The 25,015-nt window shown below is 27.6% G+C and carries 33 protein-coding genes and 1 other annotated feature; of the genes, 30 read left to right on the top strand and 3 right to left on the bottom strand.

Annotation, left to right across the window (positions count from 1 at the left end; all coding sequences use genetic code 11):
- The first annotated feature begins 141 nt into the window (after positions 1-141).
- The 18 genes from RDK80_RS15390 to RDK80_RS15320 all read left to right on the top strand — a co-directional run bounded on the left by RDK80_RS15390 (position 142) and on the right by RDK80_RS15320 (position 10,653).
- Positions 142-969, top strand: coding sequence for a hypothetical protein (locus RDK80_RS15390; RefSeq protein WP_308524790.1), 828 nt, complete (start codon positions 142-144; stop codon positions 967-969).
- 11 nt (positions 970-980) lie between these two features.
- Positions 981-1,907, top strand: a complete 927-nt coding sequence (locus RDK80_RS15385; RefSeq protein WP_308524789.1) for a hypothetical protein — start codon at positions 981-983, stop codon at positions 1,905-1,907.
- 31 nt (positions 1,908-1,938) lie between these two features.
- Entirely contained in the window at positions 1,939-3,471 is a 1,533-nt protein-coding gene (locus RDK80_RS15380; protein WP_308524788.1) for an FRG domain-containing protein, read from the top strand.
- A gap of 82 nt (positions 3,472-3,553) precedes the next feature.
- Complete coding sequence (locus RDK80_RS15375; protein ID WP_308524787.1) at positions 3,554-4,006, top strand: hypothetical protein; 453 nt, start codon at positions 3,554-3,556, stop codon at positions 4,004-4,006.
- A 48-nt stretch (positions 4,007-4,054) separates the two neighbouring features.
- Positions 4,055-4,279 (top strand): hypothetical protein, encoded by a 225-nt coding sequence (locus tag RDK80_RS15370; protein WP_308524786.1) that lies wholly within the window; start codon positions 4,055-4,057, stop codon positions 4,277-4,279.
- Positions 4,280-4,401: 122 nt separating this feature from the next.
- Positions 4,402-5,223, top strand: a complete 822-nt coding sequence (locus tag RDK80_RS15365) for a hypothetical protein (protein WP_308524785.1) — start codon at positions 4,402-4,404, stop codon at positions 5,221-5,223.
- Between the two features lie 44 nt (positions 5,224-5,267).
- Positions 5,268-5,648, top strand: coding sequence for a hypothetical protein (locus tag RDK80_RS15360; protein WP_308524784.1), 381 nt, complete (start codon positions 5,268-5,270; stop codon positions 5,646-5,648).
- A 13-nt stretch (positions 5,649-5,661) separates the two neighbouring features.
- Entirely contained in the window at positions 5,662-6,543 is an 882-nt protein-coding gene (locus RDK80_RS15355) for an AbiJ-NTD4 domain-containing protein (protein ID WP_308524783.1), read from the top strand.
- A gap of 180 nt (positions 6,544-6,723) precedes the next feature.
- Positions 6,724-7,515, top strand: coding sequence for a hypothetical protein (locus RDK80_RS15350; RefSeq protein ID WP_308524782.1), 792 nt, complete (start codon positions 6,724-6,726; stop codon positions 7,513-7,515).
- A 167-nt stretch (positions 7,516-7,682) separates the two neighbouring features.
- The gene (locus RDK80_RS15345; RefSeq protein ID WP_308524781.1) at positions 7,683-8,099 is read left to right on the top strand and encodes a hypothetical protein; all 417 of its coding nucleotides are present in this window, start codon (positions 7,683-7,685) and stop codon (positions 8,097-8,099) included.
- Between the two features lie 201 nt (positions 8,100-8,300).
- Complete coding sequence (locus RDK80_RS15340) at positions 8,301-8,507, top strand: helix-turn-helix transcriptional regulator (protein ID WP_308524780.1); 207 nt, start codon at positions 8,301-8,303, stop codon at positions 8,505-8,507.
- A 64-nt stretch (positions 8,508-8,571) separates the two neighbouring features.
- A complete protein-coding gene (locus RDK80_RS20150) occupies positions 8,572-8,766 on the top strand; it encodes an antA/AntB antirepressor family protein (protein WP_374041680.1) in 195 nt (64 codons plus the stop codon).
- 116 nt (positions 8,767-8,882) lie between these two features.
- Complete coding sequence (locus RDK80_RS20145) at positions 8,883-9,098, top strand: helix-turn-helix domain-containing protein (RefSeq protein WP_374041679.1); 216 nt, start codon at positions 8,883-8,885, stop codon at positions 9,096-9,098.
- A 212-nt stretch (positions 9,099-9,310) separates the two neighbouring features.
- Complete coding sequence (locus RDK80_RS15335; protein WP_308524779.1) at positions 9,311-9,556, top strand: hypothetical protein; 246 nt, start codon at positions 9,311-9,313, stop codon at positions 9,554-9,556.
- A gap of 1 nt (position 9,557) precedes the next feature.
- Positions 9,558-9,812: a hypothetical protein gene (locus RDK80_RS15330; protein ID WP_308524778.1), complete on the top strand. Its 255-nt coding sequence runs from the start codon at positions 9,558-9,560 to the stop codon at positions 9,810-9,812.
- Positions 9,813-9,822: 10 nt separating this feature from the next.
- On the top strand, positions 9,823-9,990 hold the full coding sequence (locus RDK80_RS20140) for a hypothetical protein (RefSeq protein WP_374041678.1): 168 nt from the start codon (positions 9,823-9,825) through the stop codon (positions 9,988-9,990).
- Between the two features lie 146 nt (positions 9,991-10,136).
- Positions 10,137-10,283, top strand: coding sequence for a hypothetical protein (locus RDK80_RS15325; protein WP_308524777.1), 147 nt, complete (start codon positions 10,137-10,139; stop codon positions 10,281-10,283).
- Between the two features lie 187 nt (positions 10,284-10,470).
- Entirely contained in the window at positions 10,471-10,653 is a 183-nt protein-coding gene (locus RDK80_RS15320) for a hypothetical protein (protein ID WP_308524776.1), read from the top strand.
- A 179-nt stretch (positions 10,654-10,832) separates the two neighbouring features.
- On the opposite strand, the gene RDK80_RS15315 is transcribed toward RDK80_RS15320, so the two are convergent.
- Both RDK80_RS15315 and RDK80_RS15310 read right to left on the bottom strand, forming a co-directional pair.
- Positions 10,833-11,597: a hypothetical protein gene (locus RDK80_RS15315; RefSeq protein ID WP_308524775.1), complete on the bottom strand. Its 765-nt coding sequence runs from the start codon at positions 11,595-11,597 to the stop codon at positions 10,833-10,835.
- A 68-nt stretch (positions 11,598-11,665) separates the two neighbouring features.
- Positions 11,666-12,532: a hypothetical protein gene (locus RDK80_RS15310; protein ID WP_308524774.1), complete on the bottom strand. Its 867-nt coding sequence runs from the start codon at positions 12,530-12,532 to the stop codon at positions 11,666-11,668.
- A gap of 1,766 nt (positions 12,533-14,298) precedes the next feature.
- Between RDK80_RS15310 and RDK80_RS20135 the strand changes: the two genes are divergently transcribed.
- The 4 genes from RDK80_RS20135 to RDK80_RS15300 all read left to right on the top strand — a co-directional run bounded on the left by RDK80_RS20135 (position 14,299) and on the right by RDK80_RS15300 (position 15,922).
- Positions 14,299-14,442: a phage holin family protein gene (locus RDK80_RS20135; RefSeq protein WP_374041677.1), complete on the top strand. Its 144-nt coding sequence runs from the start codon at positions 14,299-14,301 to the stop codon at positions 14,440-14,442.
- A 64-nt stretch (positions 14,443-14,506) separates the two neighbouring features.
- Complete coding sequence (locus RDK80_RS15305; RefSeq protein WP_308524773.1) at positions 14,507-15,190, top strand: N-acetylmuramoyl-L-alanine amidase; 684 nt, start codon at positions 14,507-14,509, stop codon at positions 15,188-15,190.
- Between the two features lie 241 nt (positions 15,191-15,431).
- Complete coding sequence (locus RDK80_RS20130; RefSeq protein ID WP_374041676.1) at positions 15,432-15,734, top strand: flavodoxin family protein; 303 nt, start codon at positions 15,432-15,434, stop codon at positions 15,732-15,734.
- Complete coding sequence (locus tag RDK80_RS15300; RefSeq protein WP_308524772.1) at positions 15,731-15,922, top strand: hypothetical protein; 192 nt, start codon at positions 15,731-15,733, stop codon at positions 15,920-15,922. The genes RDK80_RS20130 and RDK80_RS15300 overlap by 4 nt, the downstream gene beginning before the upstream one ends.
- 227 nt (positions 15,923-16,149) lie before the next feature.
- Here the strand turns inward: RDK80_RS15300 and RDK80_RS15295 are convergent, their stop codons facing one another.
- The gene (locus tag RDK80_RS15295; RefSeq protein WP_308524771.1) at positions 16,150-16,944 is read right to left on the bottom strand and encodes an MBL fold metallo-hydrolase; all 795 of its coding nucleotides are present in this window, start codon (positions 16,942-16,944) and stop codon (positions 16,150-16,152) included.
- 358 nt (positions 16,945-17,302) lie between these two features.
- Positions 17,303-17,548: a binding site (T-box leader), on the top strand.
- A gap of 190 nt (positions 17,549-17,738) precedes the next feature.
- Here RDK80_RS15295 and asnA point away from each other — a divergent pair.
- The 8 genes from asnA to RDK80_RS15255 form a co-directional block, all read left to right on the top strand.
- Positions 17,739-18,719, top strand: a complete 981-nt coding sequence (gene asnA, locus RDK80_RS15290; RefSeq protein WP_308524770.1) for an aspartate--ammonia ligase — start codon at positions 17,739-17,741, stop codon at positions 18,717-18,719.
- A gap of 133 nt (positions 18,720-18,852) precedes the next feature.
- Positions 18,853-19,305 carry a GNAT family N-acetyltransferase gene (locus RDK80_RS15285; protein WP_308524769.1) on the top strand — a complete coding sequence of 151 codons (453 nt, stop codon included), beginning with the start codon at positions 18,853-18,855 and terminating at the stop codon, positions 19,303-19,305.
- Between the two features lie 192 nt (positions 19,306-19,497).
- Positions 19,498-21,159, top strand: a complete 1,662-nt coding sequence (locus tag RDK80_RS15280; protein ID WP_308524768.1) for a glycosyl hydrolase family 18 protein — start codon at positions 19,498-19,500, stop codon at positions 21,157-21,159.
- A gap of 49 nt (positions 21,160-21,208) precedes the next feature.
- The gene (locus RDK80_RS15275; protein ID WP_308524767.1) at positions 21,209-21,745 is read left to right on the top strand and encodes an O-acetyl-ADP-ribose deacetylase; all 537 of its coding nucleotides are present in this window, start codon (positions 21,209-21,211) and stop codon (positions 21,743-21,745) included.
- 69 nt (positions 21,746-21,814) lie between these two features.
- The gene (locus tag RDK80_RS15270; protein ID WP_094904002.1) at positions 21,815-22,459 is read left to right on the top strand and encodes a zinc dependent phospholipase C family protein; all 645 of its coding nucleotides are present in this window, start codon (positions 21,815-21,817) and stop codon (positions 22,457-22,459) included.
- A 138-nt stretch (positions 22,460-22,597) separates the two neighbouring features.
- The gene (locus RDK80_RS15265; RefSeq protein WP_308524766.1) at positions 22,598-23,695 is read left to right on the top strand and encodes a transglutaminase domain-containing protein; all 1,098 of its coding nucleotides are present in this window, start codon (positions 22,598-22,600) and stop codon (positions 23,693-23,695) included.
- Positions 23,696-23,721: 26 nt separating this feature from the next.
- Positions 23,722-24,213: a hypothetical protein gene (locus RDK80_RS15260; RefSeq protein WP_308524765.1), complete on the top strand. Its 492-nt coding sequence runs from the start codon at positions 23,722-23,724 to the stop codon at positions 24,211-24,213.
- A gap of 173 nt (positions 24,214-24,386) precedes the next feature.
- A partial coding sequence (locus RDK80_RS15255; protein ID WP_308524764.1) for a hypothetical protein occupies positions 24,387-25,015 on the top strand: 629 nt, incomplete at its 3' end.

Here is a 25,015-nt window from a genome sequence, read left to right as displayed (position 1 = left end):
ATTGATAGATATATTATATGATGGAAAATATAAAGTAAACATTGAAAAAGAAGGGATAATCCCTTCTTTTTCAATTTATTATTGTTTATATAAGTCATAGTTATGGTATAATTTGGGTAAAGGGCTGAGGAGGGTACGGGAATGGAAGATACGAAGATGAGCAATTATGATAGTGCTTTTATTAAAAAGATGGCATATTATGCAATCAATACTTATTATGATGAATTAAATATTAAACCTATAGATGTAGAAGTAGAATTTACAGATGATTTATATAAAAGGAGATTAGAGTTAGCCATCAATGAAAAAGATATAGCCGATGTTGAAAAAGGAAAAAGTTTTATATCAGGGCTTAATGGGACATTAGTTTTACCCGCTACTTTAAATGAGAAACCTTATATCCTTATTTCAAATAGTACAATAGATGATAGTATGCTGTTTATTAGTACTTTAATCCATGAATTAACTCATATACATGATTTTTATGATTTCGCAAAGTATCATAATATCGAACATTTAAGTCAAATGGAAGAAGTTAATGACTTTAGGGATCTATATTTTTGGACCGAATTTCATGCTAGAAGAAAAGGATATTACTTTTATAGAAAAATAATAAAAGGATTTATTCAAGATAGCAAAACTAAAGAGGAAGAAGCCCAATATATAATGGATATAGAGTGCCCACATCATTTTAAAAATTTAAAAGAAGAATTAATAAATAATCAAAATAATCCAATACAATTTTTATATAGTATTATGCAATTTTTAGGCAGATATTCGGTTTGGCAAGATTTATTTCCAGATGAGTTTAATACAGAAACGCTACCAAGAGAATTAATAAATGCTTTTGAACATAGAATTATTGATATGTGTAATTTTTTATATAATCATTCTAATTTTGAAAATATAAAAGATAAATTTCCTGAATTAAGATTAAAACTAGATTCATTCGTTATTTGGGAAAGCTAAGGAGAAATAATATGTTTGAAATTAAAAATAATGTGCATGAAGGTGACAAACGAGATAAGATAAATAAAGCCTTGCATAGTTTAGTTGAGAAACTTAGCAGTAACTTAGATATTTCAACATTAAAAGAGATGATAATTCCAGATGATTTAGTAAAAGAAGTAATGGAATTTCAAAATTCTAAAGGACTAAAAGTAGAAATAACGAATAATGAGCATGCAGTAGCTTGTGCTAAAACTATAGCTTTCTTTGCTAACAATCAATTAAAGAATGTTATATTTGTTCATAAAAATATTATAAACAGCTTATTCGATCAGGAGCTATCTAAGAGTTCTATTAATATAATACATCACGAATTATGTCATATACATGATAATCATATAAATTACAAATATTTTGAAAATAGATTTTTAGGGAAATACATAGGAGATATCTCAGAAGTATCTACAAGTCATGCTCATGTCCTGTTTAGTGAATATGTAGCAGAATGTTTATCTGCAGCTACAAAAGATTATGCTAAATCTTTAAATGATAGTCTTAATCTATTGAATAGGATGATAAAAAGTAATAAAAGTTATATTGATAAATATCTTTACCAGTATCGTAATGATAATAATGCTATAGAATATTTTAAAAACATTCAAATACACTCTTTTGAATTACTAAGAGTAATGACTGATATTTGTTCATTATTAAACCAAACAGAAGATTTAAAAAGTCTTGAATTATTAATGACTATGGTTGATGAGGTATGTAAGCTACAAAAGTTTTATACAGTGTTTTCTCAGTTAGGTTCTGAGTTAAAATTTCTATATAGTAAATACCCATTAAAGAAGATTGAAGATTATGAAGAGTTAGCAAATATTGTGGAGATTTGCTGGAAATTAATGCATCTAGAGATTATTTCGGATGCCCATGGTATAGTATTAAAAATAGATTAGTGTTAGAGTTAAATAATTAAGGAGAGAGCAAATGAATAAATCAATAGAAGTAAAATCGTTAAATGAGTACTTAAAAATTATTGAGCCATTCAAAGGGACTAGTTATTTTAGAGGTCAGTTAGCTAAGTACAAGAAAATTATCCCCAGCTTATTTAGAGATGAGGGATTAATGAAATATGAATATTTAATGATACAAGAATTAAAAAGTCAATATCGAAGTGAGTTTGATAAAAATGATATGGTTAATTTGTTTAAAATGCAACATTATGGACTTCCTACAAGAATATTAGATATTACTTCAAGTCCAATAATAGCTTTATTTTTTGCTGTTTCCAAAATCAACAATGAAGATACTAATGTATTTATTATTAATGGATTAGAAAAAGTGGGGATAGAAGATATATCAACTCAGGCAATTTCTTATCTTTCTACTATAGATGTAAATAAATTAGATGAATTTCTTATAAAATATAATGAAAAATATGAAACTGATTTAACATCGGATGAACTAAAAAGTGCTTTAGAAAAAAATATAGTAATCAATGATTCTTATGCTATAAGCAATGAACGTGCATTTATACAGGATGGTATAAGTGTATTATTTGGATATGATGTTGAAGGTAATAATATTATTAGAAATAATAAAAGAACATTAGAATCAAAATATATAGAAAAAACCATCTCTATTCCTGTTGAATATAAAGGATTAATAAAATTAGAATTATATGAACGCTTAGGGGTTAATGATAGAACGATATTAGTAAGTTTAGAAAAGAAAGCAGAAATGATAAAAATAGATAATGAATATTTAGCAGAAGACAAAATAGTTACTGATTATAAGGTGAAGGTGGATGAGGAGAAGTACAATTATAAAACGAGGAAAATTTTCATAGATATTGACTTAAAAAGAGTTCGCACAAAGTCTGAAATCAGGTTAATCATTAAAAAGGAATACGATAATATTTTAAGGAAATATAAAGAAGCTCAGCATATATATGGTTATGTATATGTCAATGAAATTGATTTGAGAAGAACAAATTTTAATTGCCAAGTATATTGGTTTAAAGATAAGAACATGACAAGGGAATATAATGATAGAATAGACGATATATTAATAAAGTGGAAATTTGATACAGATTCTTGGAGAATTAAAAATAAAAGTGCAGAAATTTCAGCTGATTTAATAATAAGTAAAACTGAACCATTAATAAATAAAATAATAGAGATTTATAAGGATTTTGATAAATATATATGTAGTGTCAAAAATGAGTATGATATTCATGAGATAAAAGAATATAAAGCAAAGATAGATAAAATTATAAGCGGAGGGCTTGCTGAAATAGCTTATGGTTCTAGTGATATAGATGAGTATTATAATTTAAGTGGGGAATTAGCAGATTATATAAGTTACTTTATACAACAGTTTTTAGACAATGCATTATTGCCAAGAAAAGAATATGCATTAGAAAAATATATAGAATCAAGGCAAGATTTGATAAGTAGAATTAATGAAGATTCTTATAAGTTAAAAGGGATGACAGAGAGAATAAATAATATAGATTAATCTTTTATCCAAGAACTAGATAACTTAAAGAAGGATTTCCAAGACATTTATAGAATATATCTCTAAAGGGGGTGTATCGCAGATGGAAGATAAATTATTAAAAGGATATACTTTGAGTGAAGAAAAGCCTTTTCTATGGGATTATGATGGAGAGAAGATTTTTATTTCTAAAATTTTTATTTCAAAAAATGATAAGAATGGAAAAGAGCATACGTTTGATTTTACTAATGCTCAAATTGATGGGTTGCTATTATATATTAAGAAGAAAGGTAGAGTACCATTAGGCAATAGTGTTAGTAAGGTTAAAGATGGAACTGAGAAAGATGGTATAGGAAGTTATCTATACAATAATATTAAACAAGATACTACATTTCAACAAACTTCTAGCCAACTAGTATCAATTTGGTGTGATATAGGTGTATTGCATTATAACAATAGGAAAAAAGGCATGGAATTTTGGATTAATGATATGAATTGGAGAGAAATGCTATTAGATTTTATAGCAAATAAAATTAATTTAGTTGAGGAAACTTAAAATAAGTATTATAGATTGGATATTTCTATGTTTAGGGAGGTAGGATAAATGACAGTAAATGAACTTGGTAATATTTTAAAATCTATGTATGATAATGCTCCAAGAGGAGAGCAATCAGTAATGATACATCTATTTGGTATAGAATATGCAAATGAAATAAAGGAAAATAACTATACACCAAAAAATATTCTTAAAAGTGCTGGTATGCCTGAGTCATATCAAGCGGAAATAAATAAAGGAATAAAATTATCAAAGTATGTTGTTGCTAAATAAAGGCATATATTTTTACTAATATTTTAAGAACAAAGTTCACCTAGGATATAGGTGAGCCTTTTTATATTACATATCATGGACAAGTATGGTATAATTTGGGTAAAAGAAATAGGGGGGGTTATATGTCTGAAATTAAAATTGATAGACTAGAAATTGATGAAAATGTGTCTTTAAGTGTTTATAATGAAAGCATTTCAATAAATATAAAAGGTTTACGTAAGTTAGCCTTTGTCAATTATACTAAAGAACTACTTGAAATGGTGAAAAAAGCTAGATTTCGAATCCCTAAAACTCCAAAAGCTATTGAAGATTATAAATATCTTTATTCAAATGAGTATAAAAAATACCTTCATCATATGGTATTTGATTATTATTTTGGTGAATATATAAGCAGAAAACTTAATGAACAAGGATATATTATTGAGCACTTAGATAACGATGGATTTAACTGTGATATTTCAAATTTATTTGTTTTAAAAAAAGTTAAAAATACATACAAGGGATGGCATTTTGACAAGGAAAGTAAAGAAGCATTGCCGATCATAGCATTGAAAATTTATCATATAATAGAAAATAAAACCTTTCAGGTCACGATTTTTTTCAACAAAACATTTACTAATGTTATTTCTAATAAGATAGTAGATAGTATAAGACTTTTGTATGATTATAATTATGAGATTGTATTACAAGATGCAGAACAAATTCTTGAGTCTATAGTAAACACGGGTTGTATAAATATAGACCAATGGAAAAAGCTTTATCGGTTCAATGATATAGAAATAAAATATGCACCAGAAATAGAACTTACAGAAGAAGAGAAGAAACAAGAATATGGAAGCCTTATATTTCGAGATGGTAAAGCTCATCTATTAATAGGACAGTCAGAAGAATCTGTAGGGTTAATTAATTCTATTCATTATAGAAAAGATTGGGATATAAAGTAACCGTTTTAAATGGAAATTTCACCTAGAAATAAAGGGGGATTAGATTGAGAGAAATCTTATATGATGGTAAACATCAAGTGACTATAGAAGAAGTATTAGAAAAGATAAATTATTACTTAAATCTATCAGAAGAAGGACAAACTGTTTATGAAAAAGATAAAAAGAAAGCACTAGAAATGGCAAAAGACATACGGCAAAGTTTAGAAAAGGAATATAAGAACAATAATTTAAAGCGAATAGAAGATATATACGAAACAAATAGCTACTTTTATGATTATTCTGGAGCAGTGCATGAAGCGGTTGCCTCTATTGTAGGCAGGTTGACATATAGCAATCTTTTTTCTTTTCTATACGATGTATCTGACTATATGAAATATGCTAGAAGTGGTCTAGAGAGAAGATTAAACGCTGACGAAAATAGTTAAAGGGGGAGTATTTTTGAGAAATCCAGATTTAGAAAGTGTAGCTTTAGAAGTAAAATGGAGAGGAGGATTTTCGGATAGAAATGATTATTTTCCAATCAGTGCAGATATTCAGATAGAATCCCTTGATGATAGGGTAAGGACGAGAATATATAATTATTTTATGGAGAATTATAGAACAAAAATTGAGAATAGTTCTAGTCGCAGAGAAGGATTTATTAACCTTTTTTTACAAGAGTTTTATTTAACAGATTATGTTTATGATTCAAATTATTATGGGAGTAAAGCAGAAACAACTTTCTTTGACGCTATAGAAGATACAATATATAAAGATCATTGGTCTAATGTTTTTACACTTATTGAGTTCTGGGCTAAAATAACTCTGTGTGAAATGAAATTTAACTATGATGATTTTAAGAATACTATAAATGCGATATTGGAAATAGAATTTGTAGGTTATAGATTAATTGATAATTATATTATTCCAATATCAGATAAAATTGAAATAGAGTCAATAGAGAAAAGTTCAAATATTCCTTATAATGAAGTGAAAAAGCACATAAGTAAAGCACTAGAAAAATTATCAGATAGGGAAAGTCCAGACTATGAAAACTCAATAAAAGAAAGCATAAGTTCTGTAGAAGCTATGGCTAAAATAATAACTACTAATAATAAGGCAACTCTTGGAGATGCTTTGAAAAAATTAGAAGAAAAAGGAGTAAATATCCATCCAGCACTTAAGAAGGCTTTTTCAAATTTATATGGATATACTAGTGATGAATCTGGAATAAGGCATTCTTTAGATATAGGTGGAGTAGACTCTACATTTGAAGAAGCTAAATTTATGTTAGTTGCATGTTCAGCTTTTAATAATTATTTATTAAGTAATTCAAAATAAAGAAAGATTAAAAACATTTGTAGAATATATCTCCTACTTAAAATTCCACACAAACTAAAATAAAGGTCAGCTCATGCTGGCTTTTTTGCATGGGATAAAAAGCTTGTCGAAATTTGCGATAAATAAATAGAGGATTTTGAGGTTTTATGTAGAAGTAAGTAAGAAAAGGGGGCAATGTAATTGGATAAGATTATTGATTTTTATAAGATATCTAGTTCTATAAAAGAATCGCCAATCAATTTAATAAACTATTTATTTACTTCTGGAATTATATTATCTCTAGTAACGCATTTTTTTTATAAATCAAATGTAAAGTGGAAACATAGACAAGTAATAGTATCAGATGATGTTGCAAAATTACTTCGTTCTTTCATAAAAGTTACACTAGCTGTACCTGTAATAGCTTTTTCTTTTCTATGGATAGTATCAAATTCTAAGGTAAATATTACTGCATTAAATTTTATTTTAATTTTGGTTATTGTTTTGGGTATATTAATGATTTATTTTTATATACGGACTACAAGAAAAAGATATGGAATTAACATGGTGAATAAGAAGTGGAAAAAATTTATAAGATTTGTCTTTCGATATTTTTTGGTCGTAGTATTGATAATAATATCAATTATTTTCAATCTATTATTAATTGTAATTTTAACATTGCTTATAACTGATTATGCATATGTCAAAGAAGAATTTACAGAATTTATTACTGCTACTATTGCATTGTATATTTATGGTCCTTATATAATTTGGGCGATTATATTTTCTCACGAAGAGAGATTAAAGAAAGAAATAAAATCTGTAGGAATCTTTTATAGTCAGAATGGCAAAGTTGTAACAGATTTAAATATTAGATTTGAAGATTTCGATATTGATAAAAATTATATATCTTTCTATTCAGATACTAAAAAAAGTAAAAAAATAATACAAACAAAAGATTTACTCAGAATTGAATATTATTATAACGACTAAATTCTAGAGATATAGAAAGATTGCTCCAAGTAGATATCCTATATGGTCAGAATAGAAGCCAGTTTCATACTGGTTTTTTCTTTACCTATGCATATGGAAATATTTGGAATATTTTATTGATAAAACTTTATTCTTAGGGTAAAATTATGGCAAGGGGGAGGGATTAAGTGAAAACGGTCATTGCTTTACTTGCTCTATTAATTTTACTGACTTCATGTTCATCCGAGAATGATGAGTTTACATTTGATATTGCAAACGAATACACTGAAGAAGAATTGCAAGAAATAAAAGAAGCTGTTGAAAGCATAAATGAACGAAGAAATGAGTTTGTTAAGATAATAGGAGAGGCATTAAATGTTCCAGAATTACCTATAATGTCCGAAAAGGTATATTTTAACTCTGATAATGATTTAATTATTGAAGTCAATGGTGAATGGTTAGTTCTTGACGAAAGTTTAAGAAAGGATATGATTTATGCATTGGAAGAGGTATTAAAGCAAAATAAAATTCTTGTTAATTCAAGTGGATATGTTCAGTTTTTTAGCACCTCTGGACAATCATTAGAATCTTTTTATGTAGACTGAAATTTATAATTAGAAGTGTCTTATGGCACTTCTTTTTTTATTGTAAAACTAGGTTCTTACGCTAAATAAAATAAAAATAGTACCGATTTAAAAGTAAAAAATATTATATATCAAATTTAAAATACAATAAATAACAAAAAATATTTGACATATCAAATAATATAATATATAATGTTAAATAAAGAAAGGTGGTGGTATAATTTGTCTTTTAATTTTAATTCATTATGGAAACTTCTAATAGACAAAGGTATGAAAAGAACAGATTTAATTAAAGTTGTAGGTATATCGGCATCTACCCTCGCAAAGATGGGGAAAAATGAATATGTTGCGATGGAAGTTTTAGACAGAATATGCACTTACTTAAATTGTGAAATATCGGATATAGTGGAACATGTTAAAGACGAGTAAGGAGGATATGCAATAGGATTTATGAGATTTTCTAGAAGGACCAATTTATGAAGTGGTTTTCTAGATATTTAGGTATGGATTTATTGAAAATCAAGACCTTAGAGCATATGTAATAAAAACTAAACATGCTAACGGAAGAGACTATGAGGCAACAGATTATGAAATAACAGTGGATATGGGCAAAGAACTAGCTATGTTACAGAAGTCGGAAAAAGGGAAAATGGCAAGAAAATATTTTATTGAACTAGAAAAGAAATAGGACAATCCAAATTTGGAGAATCAAATTTTATAAAATCTACTTATAAAAATGAGTAAAATAGGCAACGGTATAAAGGATATTTACTAACCTAGGATAAAAGCTAAAAAGTTAATAGCATAGGAGGTGCAATCATAGAAACTAGACTTATATCAGTAAAACAAGCTGCTAAACTATATGGATTTCCACAACAAGAGTTATATAGACTGGTAGCAAATAAACAAGTACCATACATTGAAATACAAACACTATCAGGTAACAAAATGAAAAAGATTAATACAAAAACTTTTGAAGAATGGTTGGATAGACTATCAGAAGAAAATGCAAGTATATAGGAGGAAGAACAGAAGAATTGAAGTCATTTAAAGTATGTATAAATATTAGAATTGAAAGAGTAACAGTAGATGGTTGGATAAAAGAACAAAGATAGTCTCGTATGTAGTTTGGCGACCACTGGGACTATCTTCCTTGAAAGACGTATCTTTCTATGAATATTTTATCATAGAGAGATATCTCTTTCAACTTAAAATTTGAAGGAGGTATTTTTATGTTTAAAAATAAAGCAGAAGAATTAATAGAAATAATAGGACACACTCTTATTGGTGAATATGGTCTTAGTATGGATATATCATATGCAATATATTTAATAGAAATAGAAAAAACTAGTGAGTTTAGTTGGATGCTAGGTGCTATCTTCCAAGCTGGTAAAGTTGAAGGTATAAGACAAGAACGCAAGCGAAGAAACTCTAAGAAATCTATTAATAGCTCACCTATTACTAAGGGGGCTTGCTAATATGACTAAGATGGAATATAAAGAAAAGGCTATAGAATTAAGACGAATAACAGGTAATCATTTAGCAGATGAAATTTACGAGAACTCTCAAATTGCAATACGAATATTTGAGTATCGACCAAAAGAATTAGAGGGATACACAGCTTGCACATACGATAATTTTGTTTGGATGTTGGGTCATATTTATCAAGCAGGCAAAATTGAAGGAATAAGGAAAGAACGTGCTAGAAGAAAGGTGAGAAAAGAAAAAAGTTAGTCCTCATAAGCTGAGACATGGATTTTGCATCAGGGGTTTTAGGAATGATGAGTTTAATATAAGAGGGATGCAGGAATTATTAGGTCATAGTAGTGTATCTACTATGCAAGTTTATACAAGTGTGGTATTAGAGGACTTGTCAGAGGAACTCAAGAATAGAAAGAGTATTATGAAATAGATTAGGGGAATTTGTCCCCTTTTTCTTTTTTATTGGTATAATTAATATATAGCAAAATAAAAGAGGGTTTTTTATATGATTCATTTAAAATTTAATGGCATGAAATTGGACAGAATCAATATATCAAATTTTGATGGAGGTTAATAATGACTATAGAAGAAATGAAAGATTTTAAAAAAGAAGTTGAAAGTTATTGTTTAGAGAAAAAATATATTTATTTTGATGACCTTGGAAATGTAGAGTTTGATTTAAATTTTTTTAAAAATGAAGTTGTAGAATTATATAAAGATTAAGGTAAATGAATAATATGAAGAAATATTTCTAACAAAAATACTTTAGGGTAAACCCTTAGAATCTTTTTGCACATATGCATTAGGAAGAAATTATTTTGTTTTTTAATTTTTTATAAAGGTATTATGAAGAATAAACATATAAATGGAGAAACTCTGATTATAACTAAAATATATCGAGGTAATTGGTATGAAAAAAGAAAAATATGATGCAACGTATAAACTTGGAGATGCAATTGTTCATGTGGTAGCTCCACCACCAATGTCAGAAGAAGAAAAGGAAAAGATACTTGATGAATTTCATCAAGCAGGTTTTGAAATTTGGAGAAAATTAAGTCCAGAGAAAAAACAAGAGTTATTAGATAATGAGTAGGTAGAATAGAAGGATAGTTTTATAATATACTGATTAGAGGTACCAGATAATAATGTTTAGTGCCCTTTGCTGTTATTATAAAGGTTAATAGATTTCATGAATAAGCCTTCAAAGAAAGAATTACATATTCTTATACATGAAAAAGCACTCTTGTAAGAGTGCTATGTTGTGATATTCAGTTATTCTAGGCAAGAAGATATTTTATTGATATATTCAAAAAATAATTCTCCAGCTGTTGTTAGTGAAATATAGGTTGAAGGATTTACATCTGTTGATGCATAAAAATCTTCGTCAACATCAACATCAACATCAACTTCATAATTAGTTAAAAATAGTTGATAGGAAATTGATTTATATAGAGTCATATTCATGCTATTAGTATCCATTTTATTATTTTTACAATACGAATAAAATCTATGTCCTTGATAGAATCCCTTATACTCCTCGATAAGCTTTTCCTTCATATTTTCATACATAAAATCAATAATTTTATAATAGTTTTTTACATCATCATCAAAGAAGCTTACTAACGCATTAGCACAAATTAGCTGGCTATGATTAATATCTTTGTTGTTTTCAGTTAAATCGTTTATCATCATTCCCATTATCATACAAGCTAATTTAGAGTTAGACATAAGTACTTTTGAAAACATATCAGCTATAAATTCAGCTTTTTTCTCATTATTAATATACTTGTATAATTTTAATAATTGCTCTTCGGTTGGAGTATTATCATAACAAAAACCATTTAAAAAAGCCTTTAATTTCCTTTGAGCTATTAAATCATGTCCACTTTTTAAAAGTTTAACTACCTTAAATGAATCACCAAAACTTTCAACAAATTCATTTTCAAAAATAGAATCTTTAAAATCTAGATATTCAATAAGCTTAGTAGAGATATCTTTGATTATATCATCATTTACTGAAATAAGTTTATTCTCCATAAAATCTCCCCCTTTTAAGGAATTTTACCATAAAAGAAGGAGTCTTGCATTACAATTAGTATTTTGTTCTATTTACTCATTTCTTTAATACAACCACATGTTAATATTTGTCTTCCACAAACTGGGCATCTTTCTAAATCACACATATATTCAAATAAATGATATTCTCCTTTTTTAGCTAGACAATCATGACAATATTCTCTTTCACATAGTTCTGATAAACGCTCATATTCTCCGATGCTTTCAAGAAATTTGTTCTCTGATCCCATCATTATCCTTTTATATTTTTGACCATCATTCGCTATATAATAATCGTATTCTTTATTTTTTTCAATCATTTCTTTAAATTCTGGTAAATACTCTTTTGAAAAGTCTCTCCCTCTAAATATCGTAAAATTATTATCGTTTATTATTTCTTTATATTTAAGATTTAATTGTTTTTCTAGTTTTATATCTTTTAAGTAAGGAATTTTTATATAATCACCATAAAAGTGAGAATGAAGGTTTTTATACAATATAAATAAGTTTAAATATTCTTGTCTTAAATGTGCAAAATTAATTTCTAACTGATAATGCACAAAATCATTACGGAGATTATTACATCTTTTTAATATCATTTTATCATTTTCATCTATCTTATAATCAGTAAAATTATTTACTCTATTTATAGCATTTAAAAAACTTACAGTATGAGCATTATTAAAGTTTTCCAAATCTATATTTGTGTATATAAGATTTTCTTGCCTATCAAATAATATTGATTTAAGTAATAGTTCATATGATTGGCAAAGTAGTATGAAAGATAGTTTTAATTTTAGCTTTTCGTAATATGTTGTTAAATGATGGTCTCCATGATTTGTAGATTTTTCATAATTATCTATAGAATTTATAAGATAATCATACGAATTGCTTTTTAAATTAAGTTTTAATTCCATATAAATTCCCCCTAAAATGAATATTAGATAATTATATATTAACATATTTAATTATCAATTATAAGCTAAGCTGACACAGTTATTAACTAAAGAGGGAATTGGTATAAATTAAAATGAAACCTTATAATAATTCCAATTTTCCTTAACGAATCCCCTAATTCCAGTACAAGGACTATATTCAGGATATGTCTTAATGAACTCAACATTATAATATTCCAAAATACACCTTTAATAATTCCATGCTAGAGTAAGGAGGAGGTACTCGTAGACAATAAATACGTTAGACAATCGCTCGCTACAAATAGAAAAGTGGCTATTTTGTTATATTTGATGCTAGTTATGAACCATTTATAGGACTATAATATAGAATGGCCTTATAGGAAGGGAATATTTTTTCGAGAGGTAACTCTCCGGGGCAAGGGTCAAGGGTCCCCCCATAGGGTCGAAAAATATATTACAGTGCTAATAATAAAATATTATTATTATTCATTGTGCTATAACCTTTTAAAGGAGATTTAAGAGATTTTAATATTTAATCCATACGGAATACATTAAGAGACATATAATAAAGTCTACTAAGGCAGAATAAAGGGAGGTAATAGCATGGGAAAAGCATGAGAGTTTATGACTTAAAATATTTAATCCTTTTTAGAATATTGTTATTAATTTACAATAGACAAATTAGCCATTTGCAGAATAAATATTTAACCCTTTTTTAACCTTTGTGTTACAAAATATTAGTATAAGTTATAAAGCAATATGATGCTATAGCTATTGCAAAATACATGATAATAAAAGTTGTAAAATGTTAAAAAAACATTAGCACAATCCAGAAGGTCGGGGGTTCGACTCCCTCAGGGTACGCCAAAAAGACATGACTTTCCATCAATGGGAAGTTATGTCTTTTTCTATATATAAATACAGCCTATGGACAAAGTTATAATAGACGGGACATTGTAATGATCTGTGCTCTGTTTTTTATTAACTATCAATATATGTTCCAATTTCAGAAGGGTAGATTATAGATTGATTTCTATGGTCTATCCTTATTATTTTACTCCCCATACTTTACCATAGTTAAAGAAAAAGTATCATGAAATAGAATTAATTATGGTATAATTTGATTATAAAAGGTCGAGACAATGCTTTCGGAGATTAATCTGAGGGCATTTTTAAGTTTTTGGCTACATTTATACTCTCTAGTAATATTGCAAATATAAAATAGAACGATTTTTATTTATAGTTGTTAAGGAACTTAAAGAAGTATAAAAAAGAATCGGGGGCAAGCCCCGATTCCATTATTCTAAATTAGAAGAAATCACAGTTAAAGAAAATAATCACTAGAATTAAAAAGAAGAATAGTAAAGAAGTGTCCATACCACATTCTCCACCAAACCAACTGCCACGCACTTTATTGTCAGTCATAACAAATACCTCCGGATTAAAATAAGAAATGATTAATTATTATATTAGGATCCTTTAGGTCCTAATATAATATATGGCGAAAGATGCTAAAGTGTTAATTATTATTTTAAAAAGAGTGATATAGTGAATTAATGCAGATAAAAGCCTATATAGAAAAAAGTATCACTACTAGGAGTATGAGGAAATTAGTTGAAATGAGGTTCTATATAATCATAATAAATATACTCATAAATGATATCAAAAATTTATGAAAAATTAATTAAAGATGAAGAAAAAATTCATATATTTAGAAATGGAATTTAAAATAGAAATATCAAAGGGTTTGGAATAATCAGAAATATATAAGAAAGACATGGACTAATTATCTAATTATAATGTTAATATCTTATAAATTAGACATATATTTTGAGACAAGTTTCATAAAATATACAGTAATAATAGGATGTATTGTAAATGAATTATTATCTATAGCTGAGAATACATAGTTAATTAGAGTATATCTCTCTATAATATCTCAAGCTATTGATATATTGAGAAAGGAGAATAAGAATGAAAGTATTTTTAGATGCAGGGCATGGAGGTAAAGATCCAGGAGCATTAGGCAATAGTTTACGAGAAAAAGACATAAATTTATCTGTAGCTTTAAAAGTAGGTGAAATTTTAAAAAGATACAATATAGATGTGCTATATTCAAGGACTACAGATATATTTATAGAACTTTCAGAAAGAGCGACTATGGCTAATAAAGCTAATGCAGATATATTTATATCTATACATTGTAATGCAGATGAAAGTGTAAATGCTAAAGGTGTGGAAACATACAGTTATCCTAGCAGCAGTAAAGGTACTACACTAGCAAAATATATTCAAGACAGCATACTACAAAATAAAGTATATACATTAGACAGAGGAATAAAAATAGCTAACTTTGCAGTATTAAGACAAAGTATTATGCCAAGTGCATTAATAGAATTAGGATTTATTACTAATATAGAAGATTGTAAAATTCTAAGAGGTAAACAAGATGAATTAGCTTTAGCAATATCTAAAGGAGTTTTAAATAATCTGGGAATCAAAGAAACTATAGATGTAGAAAGCTATAGTGTTTGGGCAAAGGAAGCTATGGAATGGGCAATAAAATTAGGTCTAACTGATGGAACAAGTCCTAAGGAACCTATCACATTAGAAAGATTTATAACAGTTCTCCATAGATATAATAAGACTCTAGAATAATCTAGGATATTTTGTTTTAAATAGAGAAGAGACCTATTTAAAGGTCTCTTTATATATATGGGGGTGTTTTATCTATTTGGGTGAATTAAGATAACGAACTTTTGATAAGGCATGTATAATGCCTAATATTATTATATTAATTTAACTAAATTATGTGAAACAAATATCTAATGTATAGGATAAAAGTTAATTTTGTAAATAAGTTACGATTAGCTTAAAAGGCTGAGAGTTAGATTCTCCTATAAATATAGTCTTAGAAAATTTAAAAGGTGAGTATAAAATTATCAATGTATATGATAATGATATTAATCCATGTATTGATTGTAGATATTGCTGGGAAAATGAAGGCTGTTGCATAAATGATGGAATGCAGGAGACATATAAATATATAGAAGAGTGTGATAATATTTTAATTGCTTCACCAATCTATTTTTCAGAATTAACAGGAGCTTTGTTAAATATAGGTAGTCGCTTACAAACATATTTCTGTGCCAGATTCTTTAGAAAAGAAAAACCGATTAAAAAAGCAAAAAAGGTGCAGTGATTGTTGTAGGCGGTGGAGATGGTAATATTAATAAGGCTTATGATACTGCTTGTTGCTTACTTCGTCATATGAATGTCTATGATATTTTACCAGTAGTATTTAGTCATAACACAAATAATAAACCTGCTAAGGAGGATGAAACAGCGTTATTAGGAGTGAAAAGTATTTTAAGATATTTTAATGAGTAATATTTTATTATAAGCAGCAACCTATTTTAAGGAAGATGATTCGCATAGTGCATTAAAACGTTTTTCAAATAACATTATCAATAAAAAGGACAGGCAGACGGTCATAACTCGGTTGTCCTCTTTGTGGATAAGCGAAAGGCAACCTCAACCTTATTGCAATGTAATTGGAATTAGCTTTAATGGATCTAAAATCACTCATATCAAGTGAATACTCATAATTTTATAAATTAGGATTCAATTGTTTCTCCACATGACAGATAAAACAGATTGGATATTTGTTGTGATAGAAACTGAAATGCTTCTGTTCCTGTGCAATGACATGTATAGAATTGGGTTTGGAGGTACTTTTTCAACTCTTGTGCAATATCATTTAATAAGGCTGTAGATACAGTTTTTTTAGTCAATGGATTAAATAAATGATAGCCGCCAATACATAGTTGTGGATGATATGATTTGGCTTTTTCCATAATATTCACAATACCTGTATGACCACATCCCATTATAAGTGCTGTTTGGTTTTCTTTAATGATTAAGTTGTGTTCGTGCAAAAAATCATCTTTTTGACCTTTTGCAAATAGAGCATCATTCGCTTTAGAATAACATTTATCTGTGTGGCTTACAGTAAACAGGCTTAACTCATCATCAATTTCGTAGTCACCTTCGACTAAGACAACCTGCGGATGGTTTTCAAGTCTATCGTCAATACCAATATTCATTTTCAGAAAAATGAACTTGCTATAATGTGGCTCAAATGCTTTCTTTTGCACATAAATTTTAGCAGTTGCGTTGATTTGCAAAAAGCAACTTAAAGCTCCACCGTGATCCATATGCCCATGTGAGATAATAACTGTGTCAACCTTAGAAAGATCAATACCTCTTGTTTTAGCATTATCAAAAATAGTATTGTCAGGACCTAAGTCAAATAGAATTTTATGATTTTGTGTTTCTATGTATAATGATAAACCATGTTTAGCTTTTAATTCACATTTAGTTTGATTCTCAACCAATGCCGTAATTTTCATACTGTTCCTCCATGCAAGATTATATAAGTTCGCTTTATAAGCGTATACCGTTTAAAAAAATTACTTGGTAATATATATGAAAAGTTTACCATAATAAAGTGAATGCTTCAAGATCGAATTTGTGACATTGATAGGGGAGCTAAGAAGCCTTCCAGAGATAGGTTAACTATGTATAGTGGTAGATTTGATTATAATCTTTATATAGTATGAAAAAATAGACAATCTTCCCTGATTTAATAATTCAATTATTTGATTACAACTTTCATCTAGAAACTAGTTTACATAAATAAATTTTAAAAATATTTTTATTTTCTCTTGACTTTAGTTAAATACCACGCTATACTAATTATAATTTAAAAATAACGCTTTGATAGAAAGAGTAGTTTATTGAAGATGTTATAGAGAATCGGTGATGGTGGAAATCCGATACAAATCAATAAGCGAAGAACATTCTTGAGCATCTAACCGAAATTGTAGAAGAGTAGGCCTAGACGGGAATAGCCTGATATCGACTATAGAGTATCGACTGTAAAGTCCGTACTTATTTAAGAGAGCTTATTGCTAACTAAGGTGGTACCACGGAATTTAACCTTTCGTCCTTTATTTGGATGAAAGGTTTTTTTATGACCTAACACAACGAACGTTAGGTCATAACGGACACCACTGAATTATATCCTAAGTAGCAATTGAATAGGTTTGAGTTGTGAAACTGCGTAAAATAATCTGAAGAAGGCAAACAAATGGAACAGTTCTTTTCGTTTGTTATTATGAATTTTAAATTAGGAGGAAAAAAGATGAGACAGTTAAACCCAAGAGAAACTCAAATAGCAATAAAAGAAATAAAAGATTATTTTGAGAGAAAATTATCAGAAAAATTAAATTTAATTAGAGTATCAGCTCCATTATTTGTAACACCAAAGAGTGGATTAAATGATAATCTTACAGGAGTAGAAAAAGCAGTGTCTTTTGAAATGAGAAAATATAATGAGAAGATTGAAATAGTACAGTCTCTAGCAAAATGGAAGAGATTAGCATTAAAGTGGTATGGATTCCATATTGGTGAAGGGCTTTATGCAGATATGAACGCTATACGTCCAGATGAAATTTTAGATAATATACACTCTATTTATGTTGACCAATGGGATTGGGAGAAGGTAATAGGAAAAAGTGATAGAACGACAGACTATTTAATTAAGATAGTAAAAGATATATATGATGTTTTTAAAGAAACTGAAAGATATATAGATAATTTATATCCGAAAATTTTTACCCACAAATTACCAGAGGATATAAAGTTTATTACTACTCAAGAGTTGGAGGATCTATATCCTAATGAAACTCCAGAGAAAAGAGAACACCTTATAACAGAAAAATATGGAGCAGTATTTCTATCAAAGATTGGACGAAAATTGAATTCAGGTAAACCTCATGGAACAAGATCTCCTGATTACGATGATTGGAACTTAAATGGAGATATTATATTTTGGAATCCTACAACAAATTCTGCTTTAGAATTGTCCAGTATGGGAATAAGAGTTGACGAGGAAGCATTAAAAGAACAATTAAAAATAGCTAATGCTGAAGAAAGAAAATCCTTAGAATATCATAAGCAATTGTTAGATGGGGAATTACCAGCTACAGTTGGAGGTGGAATTGGTCAGTCTAGAATCTGTATGTTTTTTTTAGAGAAAAAACATATCGGAGAGGTTCAGGCATCAGTTTGGACAGAAGAAATACTACAGGAATGTAGGGAGAATAATATATTTCTATTATAGAAATATATTATTGAATCATTATAGAAAGTTGTTTTGAAATCCATTGAGAGTCAAGTTCTTTTGAAGAGTTAAAATTATAGGAGTTTATACTTAGAAAGAAGTATTTATGATTAAATAAAGGATGGGGATACTGATGTTTGAGTTCAAAGATTTTGATTTTCTAACAGATGGTGAAATAGATTTAAGAATAGAAGATAAAACACCTTCTAATGAAGAAAAAGGATATGTGCCAGCATATAAATATAGGATTACCATGCATAATTCAAATGATAGCATAGGTAATATTGATATTCGTATTGGATATAATGAGAATATTTATTATGGTGGTAATATTGGCTATAGTATTGAACAAGCTTATAGAGGCAATAATTATGCGACAAAGGCTTGTAAAATTATTAAACAAGTAGCAATTGCTCATGGAATGGATAGATTGATAATAACCTGTAATCCAGATAATTTTCCATCTCGAGCAACTTGTGAGAAAGTAGGTCTTAAACTTAAAGAAATAATAGATTTGCCACCTTATAATGAAATGTATCAAGATGGAGAGAGGCAAAAATGTGTATATGAATGGATTTTAAAATAATAGTTCTTCATAATCTTTTTACTTCATATATTAATAGGTAGTCTAGATTTAGGTTTAAACTTGACTACCTGTTTTAGTTCATATGATACTATAACTAAATTAATATTAATTGCATTTGTATAAACGTATACTTTACATTATACTATGTAAGTAGGATAAAATATTATTTTGCTCAGACAAGGGGGGAGTAAATTGAAAAGAAATGTATTAATTCTGCTTTTAATATTAATTTTAGGTGGGACTATTAGTGGATTTATTTATTATGAACAATATATAAGTCCTAGTCAAAAAGTAATTGCATATTCTGACGATTTATATTTAATTGTTGAAGATCAGGAGGTAGATAGTGAAGATGCAGTGCTATTTTATGAGGATATATTGTATCTTTCATTTCCAACTATTGAATATTTTGTAGATAATGATATATTTTATGATGATTCAGAAGAAACATTAATAATTACTGATAAAGAAAAAGTTCTTAGATATAAATTAGATGATACGACTGCAAGTATTAATAACAAAGAATTTTTTATTACAAATGTAATAAAAAAATTTAATGAAAAAATATATATTCCTATAGATATAATCTTAAAGAATTACAGTATAGATATTAGTTATTTTGAAGAAACAAATGCTGTTGTACTTGATTACGGTGACATACTTTATTTAAAGGGTGAAATTATTGGAGAAGATGCTGTAATAAGAAGTAATTTGGATATAAAATCGCCTATTGTAGCAAAAGATATCAATGCAGGAACTATTTTAAATGTATATGCAGAATATGAATCTTGGTATAAAGTAAGGACCATAGACGGAATACCAGGATTTATTGAAAAAAAATATTTAAAAATAAATTATACTAAAGATTTGTTTAAAGTAGAAAAATCTATTGAGGAAGACACTCAAGATATAGGTAGAGAAATTATAAATTTAACTTGGGATTATACCTATAGAAAGATACAAAATGCAGAAGGAATAGATGAAATTCCTGGCATTAACATAATATCACCAACATGGTTCTCTATTATAGATAATAATGGAAATATATTAGATAAAGGAAATATAGAGTATGTGAAAAAATATAATGAGTTGGGCTATGAAATTTGGCCATTAATTAATAATAATTTTGATCCAGATTTAACTCATGAACTTTTATCTAAAAGCAGCATAAGGGAAAAATTGATAGTAGATATATTAAATCTTTATGGAGAATATGGATTTCAAGGGATTAATATTGATTTTGAGAATGTGCATCTAAAGACTAAGGACTTTCTTACTCAATTTTTAAGAGAGTTATATCCGGTATTTAAAGAGGCTGGAATGAGCGTATCTATGGATGTGACAGGTATGTCCACATCTGAAAATTGGTCTTTATGTTTTGATAGGAAAAGGCTTTCGGAAGCTGTTGATTATATGATTCTAATGGCATATGATCAACACTGGGCTAGTAGTCCTATTGCTGGATCAGTGGCAGAATATCCATGGGTTGAGAAAAGTATACTAGGTGTATTGGAATATATTCCCAACGATAAGCTAATCTTAGGAGTACCTTTTTATACAAGGTTATGGATAGAAAAAGATGGAAAATTATCTTCTCAAGCATTGTCAATGGAAACGGCTAATAAGTTTATATTAGAAAATAATATTAATTTAATTTGGGATAATAATTCTTTACAATACTATGGGGAAATAGAAAAAGATAATATTATATATAAAATATGGTTAGAAGATGCAAAATCCTTAGATAAGAAAGCTTCATTAATCCATAAGTATGAATTGGCTGGCATAGCCTCTTGGAGAAAAGGTTTTGAAACTGCTAATGTCTGGGATAGCTTGGATAGAGCGCTAAATTAATATGTAAAATAAGAAATAGATTTAATATTTAATTTATAGGAGTGATTTTATGTTTAAATATAAAGAGGCACAAATCAAGACTATGTTAGGAGATATAACAAAAATAGAGGCGGATGCTATAGTAAATGCTGCTAACAACACTTTATTAGGAGGTGGAGGTGTTGATGGTGCTATTCACAGAGTTGGAGGAAAAAGAATCTTAGAGCAATGTAAAAAGATTGGGGGGTGCCCTACTGGAGAAGCTAGAATAACTACAGCTGGAGATCTTCCAAGTAAATATGTAATACATACAGTAGGTCCAATATATAAAGATGGAATATCAGGAGAGGAAAAATTATTATATAATGCTTACTATAGTTCTCTAAATCTTGCTAAGGAATATAATATCAAAACAATTGCCTTTCCATCTATATCGACCGGGGCATATGGTTATCCCATTGAAAAGGCTATGAAAATTGCAATAAAATCAGTTATAGATTTCATTGATAAAGAAGAGACTGATTTAGATATTACCTTTGTTCTTTTCAATAATGATGATTTTTTACTGTATAATAATTATCTAAATGAGAAATTATTACAATTTTGATATATATTTTATGTTGACTTTATTTTCTAATTATTATACTATAAGTGGGACGTAAGTTTTTGCAAAGGGGTGTTTAAAATATTCTCAGACTCTCATAAAATTATTGCATCGAAAATATATGATAATGTATTTGATATATATGGTTTAAAATTAGATAAAGAAAAATTATTGTGGGGATCAGTATGTCCTGATATGCTGCCTCAATATAAATTTATTAGACATTATAAAGATGAAAGCTTAAATTATATTGCTAAGGAAATCATGAAGGTCATATTTATTAGTAGATATCTAGAATTCAATAAAATACTAGATCCATTAGCAATAAAAATATTGAGTAAAAAAATAGGAATAATCTCTCATTATTTAAGTGATTATGTGTGTCTTCCCCATGCGAATAGATGGACATTTATGGATAGTATGATAAAACATATAAAATATGAATCGCAATTAAATGATTTTGCGATAAATCATGATTTTAAAAAGAATGTAATTAATATTGATGATTTGGATATATATGATATTCCTACAACAAAGTTAAGAAATACTATAAAAGAATATATTGATAAAGTTGTAGAAGAATATTCATTAAAAATAGGTTTTAAGAATGATTTGAATTTTGCACTCTCTCTAAACCTAAAAATATCCTACTTCATATTAGATACTATTACAGCATATTCAGATGAAATAGATAGTCATTTTGCGTTAGAATTTTAATTTTTAGATATATTGCTATAAACAAACCTTTTAAATAAAAATTTAAAAGGTTTGTTTTTTATTTTAGGACCATCTTTCTAGTTGGAGTATTATAACTTTTATTATATACTATTAGTGAAGATATTGAGGAGTGAAATTATGAGAAAAAAGTTAATAAAAATATTTTTAGTAGAGATTATTATAATTATAATTGCTTTTGTATATTTTTTTTCAAGATATAATATGTACGATACTTCTTTACAAGGTAGTTTAAGAGTAAATACAGACGAAAATCCAGTAGAAGTTAATAAACGATCTAAGCTCTATTTAGAGCTTGAAAAAGGATTGCTGGAGGGTAAGGAACGAATAGATATTAAAAGCATGGCTTTATTCAAAGACCCTAAAGAGATATTTAATGTTTTAGAAGAAATATCTAATGAGAATCCTGAGATAATGTATTATAAAGCAGCTGAATATCAGTTTGGGAATTTAAGTCTTTTTTATTCAAAATCCAAGAAAGATATAAATAATCATCAAAAGGAAATACGAAAGATAAGAGAGACGTTTATATCAAATTATATATTACCAGAGATGTCTGATTATGAAAAAATATTAACCATACATGATTATATTATTAATAACAGTAAGTATGATGATAAACTATTTACAAGTGGAGTAGTACCCCCTGAATCCTATTCTAGTTATGGAATATTAGCATTGGGGCGTGGTGTATGTGAAGGATATGCGAAATCTATGAAATACTTATTAGATGGTATAGGAATTGAATCCGTGATAGTAATCGGAGAATCCAAGGGAGAAAATCATGCGTGGAATCTAGTGAAAATAGAAGATGAGTATTACCATATAGATGCTACTTGGGATGACCCGGTGACAAGTGATGGCTCTGATATAATAAGATATAATTTTTTTAATTTAAATGATGATGAAATATCTAAATCACATACTTGGAATAAGGAAGACTATCCATCTGCAAATGGAGAAAAATATAATTATTTTAAATATAATGACCTTATTGTAAATGGAAAAGATGAATTAAAAGATCAAATAAAAAATATTCTTTTAAAAAGAAAGTCACATTTATTAATAAAGATAAATAATTTCAATAATGAAAACATATTATTAAATGAAATTATTGAAAATACTGTGTATGAAAATTATAAATTAATAAGCTTGAAGAGTTATTCATACTCTGTTGACGAAGAATATGGTATAGTAAGTTTTGAGTTTTATTATTAGATAAGATATGTAAGGAGAGTTGATTTATGGACAAAAAAATTAAGATTACATATTTATTTTTAGGAGTAGGTATAGGTATTATTATTGCTAGTACTTTGTATTTATTTTATCCTAAGATTGAATATATAGATTTGACCGACGATATAATAATGGAAAGAGCAAGAGGTCTAGGGATGGTTGGTTTAAAAGAGAGCATAGATGTAATAAATATGGAAGAGTTAGCAGATGAAGAAAATACTATGGAATCAGCAAATGATGAAATGAAGGAAGTACCAAAAGATATAGAAGAAATAAAGGTAGAGGTAGGAGAGAGAGAAATTGTTGTGGAGAGCGGTTCTAGTCTAACTAGGGTTTCAAAGCAACTTTACAATGCAAACTTGATAGATAATATAGATGAATTTATTTTATTTGTCAAAGATAAAAAATTAGATAAAAAAATTGTTACTGGGAGATATAAAATTGAATTAAATAGTTCCTATGATGAAATAATAGAAATTCTAACTAAAAGGCCCAATTAGCTATATAACATTTATCTAAGATATTAAGTTTTTGTAAAAAAACTATTATATATTTTTAATCAATTATGAAGAATTATGTAGTATAATAGTCTTTACTGTCCTTTAAAAATTTGTAGTTACAATGTTTAATACATCTAAGGATTGTCAACAATTGATAAAAAGGAGGTATTGATGTGGCAATAGCAAATAATGATATATGTAGTATCTATGATGGACTAATATATAAATTTCTTTATAAAAATGATATTAACTGCATACATATCCTCCTTAATCTATACGATTTAGAAGAAAACATTACAAATATCTGCCCCAAATACGTATCTATACATCATCTTAAAAAACATATTAGCAAATTTTTAAAGCAAAGGAAGGGTAATCATTTTATATCTTTAAATCTTGGACAACTAATTCATGAAGATATTAATCGGTTAGAATTATTTATTTATCTTGAAGGGTACAAACATGGTTATTTTAATAATTCTTGGGTAAATATTTTAGAAAAGACAACAGTAAACAATATACCTCTAGATAAATTATATAAAAGTAAATATTTGTATCATTTTGATAATACAACAAAGCAAGTGTTAGATATTAAAGCTATGATTGGTGAAGAGATTCAGGAAAGTGAAAGGCTAAATAAACATCTATATAATATTATTAAGGACTATTGTAATAAGCTGTTAAAAGGAAAAGTTTTTAATTTAAATAGACATTTAGATAAACAGTTAACGATAGAATATAATTCAAGAATGTATAGAATTAAGGAAGATGACGGTATATTAACTTTGGAGGAATTAAATAA

Source organism: uncultured Tissierella sp. (assembly GCF_902479755.1).
Lineage (GTDB): Bacteria > Bacillota > Clostridia > Tissierellales > Tissierellaceae > Tissierella > Tissierella carlieri.
Note: the sequence above shows the minus strand (reverse complement) of the source record. Positions and strands in the feature narration are given on the sequence as shown.

What these genes read in the sequence shown, in the direction of transcription:
- RDK80_RS15390 (WP_308524790.1), top strand. Translation starts at nt 142, where the DNA reads ATGGAAGATACGAAGATGAGCAATTATGATAGTGCTTTTATTAAAAAG.
- RDK80_RS15385 (WP_308524789.1), top strand. Translation starts at nt 981, where the DNA reads ATGTTTGAAATTAAAAATAATGTGCATGAAGGTGACAAACGAGATAAG.
- RDK80_RS15380 (WP_308524788.1), top strand. Translation starts at nt 1,939, where the DNA reads ATGAATAAATCAATAGAAGTAAAATCGTTAAATGAGTACTTAAAAATT.
- RDK80_RS15375 (WP_308524787.1), top strand. Translation starts at nt 3,554, where the DNA reads ATGGAAGATAAATTATTAAAAGGATATACTTTGAGTGAAGAAAAGCCT.
- RDK80_RS15370 (WP_308524786.1), top strand. Translation starts at nt 4,055, where the DNA reads ATGACAGTAAATGAACTTGGTAATATTTTAAAATCTATGTATGATAAT.
- RDK80_RS15365 (WP_308524785.1), top strand. Translation starts at nt 4,402, where the DNA reads ATGTCTGAAATTAAAATTGATAGACTAGAAATTGATGAAAATGTGTCT.
- RDK80_RS15335 (WP_308524779.1), top strand. Translation starts at nt 9,311, where the DNA reads ATGTTTAAAAATAAAGCAGAAGAATTAATAGAAATAATAGGACACACT.
- RDK80_RS15330 (WP_308524778.1), top strand. Translation starts at nt 9,558, where the DNA reads ATGACTAAGATGGAATATAAAGAAAAGGCTATAGAATTAAGACGAATA.
- RDK80_RS15325 (WP_308524777.1), top strand. Translation starts at nt 10,137, where the DNA reads ATGACTATAGAAGAAATGAAAGATTTTAAAAAAGAAGTTGAAAGTTAT.
- RDK80_RS15320 (WP_308524776.1), top strand. Translation starts at nt 10,471, where the DNA reads ATGAAAAAAGAAAAATATGATGCAACGTATAAACTTGGAGATGCAATT.
- RDK80_RS15315 (WP_308524775.1), bottom strand. Translation starts at nt 11,597, where the DNA reads ATGGAGAATAAACTTATTTCAGTAAATGATGATATAATCAAAGATATC.
- RDK80_RS15310 (WP_308524774.1), bottom strand. Translation starts at nt 12,532, where the DNA reads ATGGAATTAAAACTTAATTTAAAAAGCAATTCGTATGATTATCTTATA.
- RDK80_RS15305 (WP_308524773.1), top strand. Translation starts at nt 14,507, where the DNA reads ATGAAAGTATTTTTAGATGCAGGGCATGGAGGTAAAGATCCAGGAGCA.
- RDK80_RS15295 (WP_308524771.1), bottom strand. Translation starts at nt 16,944, where the DNA reads ATGAAAATTACGGCATTGGTTGAGAATCAAACTAAATGTGAATTAAAA.
- asnA (WP_308524770.1), top strand. Translation starts at nt 17,739, where the DNA reads ATGAGACAGTTAAACCCAAGAGAAACTCAAATAGCAATAAAAGAAATA.
- RDK80_RS15285 (WP_308524769.1), top strand. Translation starts at nt 18,853, where the DNA reads ATGTTTGAGTTCAAAGATTTTGATTTTCTAACAGATGGTGAAATAGAT.
- RDK80_RS15275 (WP_308524767.1), top strand. Translation starts at nt 21,209, where the DNA reads ATGTTTAAATATAAAGAGGCACAAATCAAGACTATGTTAGGAGATATA.
- RDK80_RS15265 (WP_308524766.1), top strand. Translation starts at nt 22,598, where the DNA reads ATGAGAAAAAAGTTAATAAAAATATTTTTAGTAGAGATTATTATAATT.
- RDK80_RS15260 (WP_308524765.1), top strand. Translation starts at nt 23,722, where the DNA reads ATGGACAAAAAAATTAAGATTACATATTTATTTTTAGGAGTAGGTATA.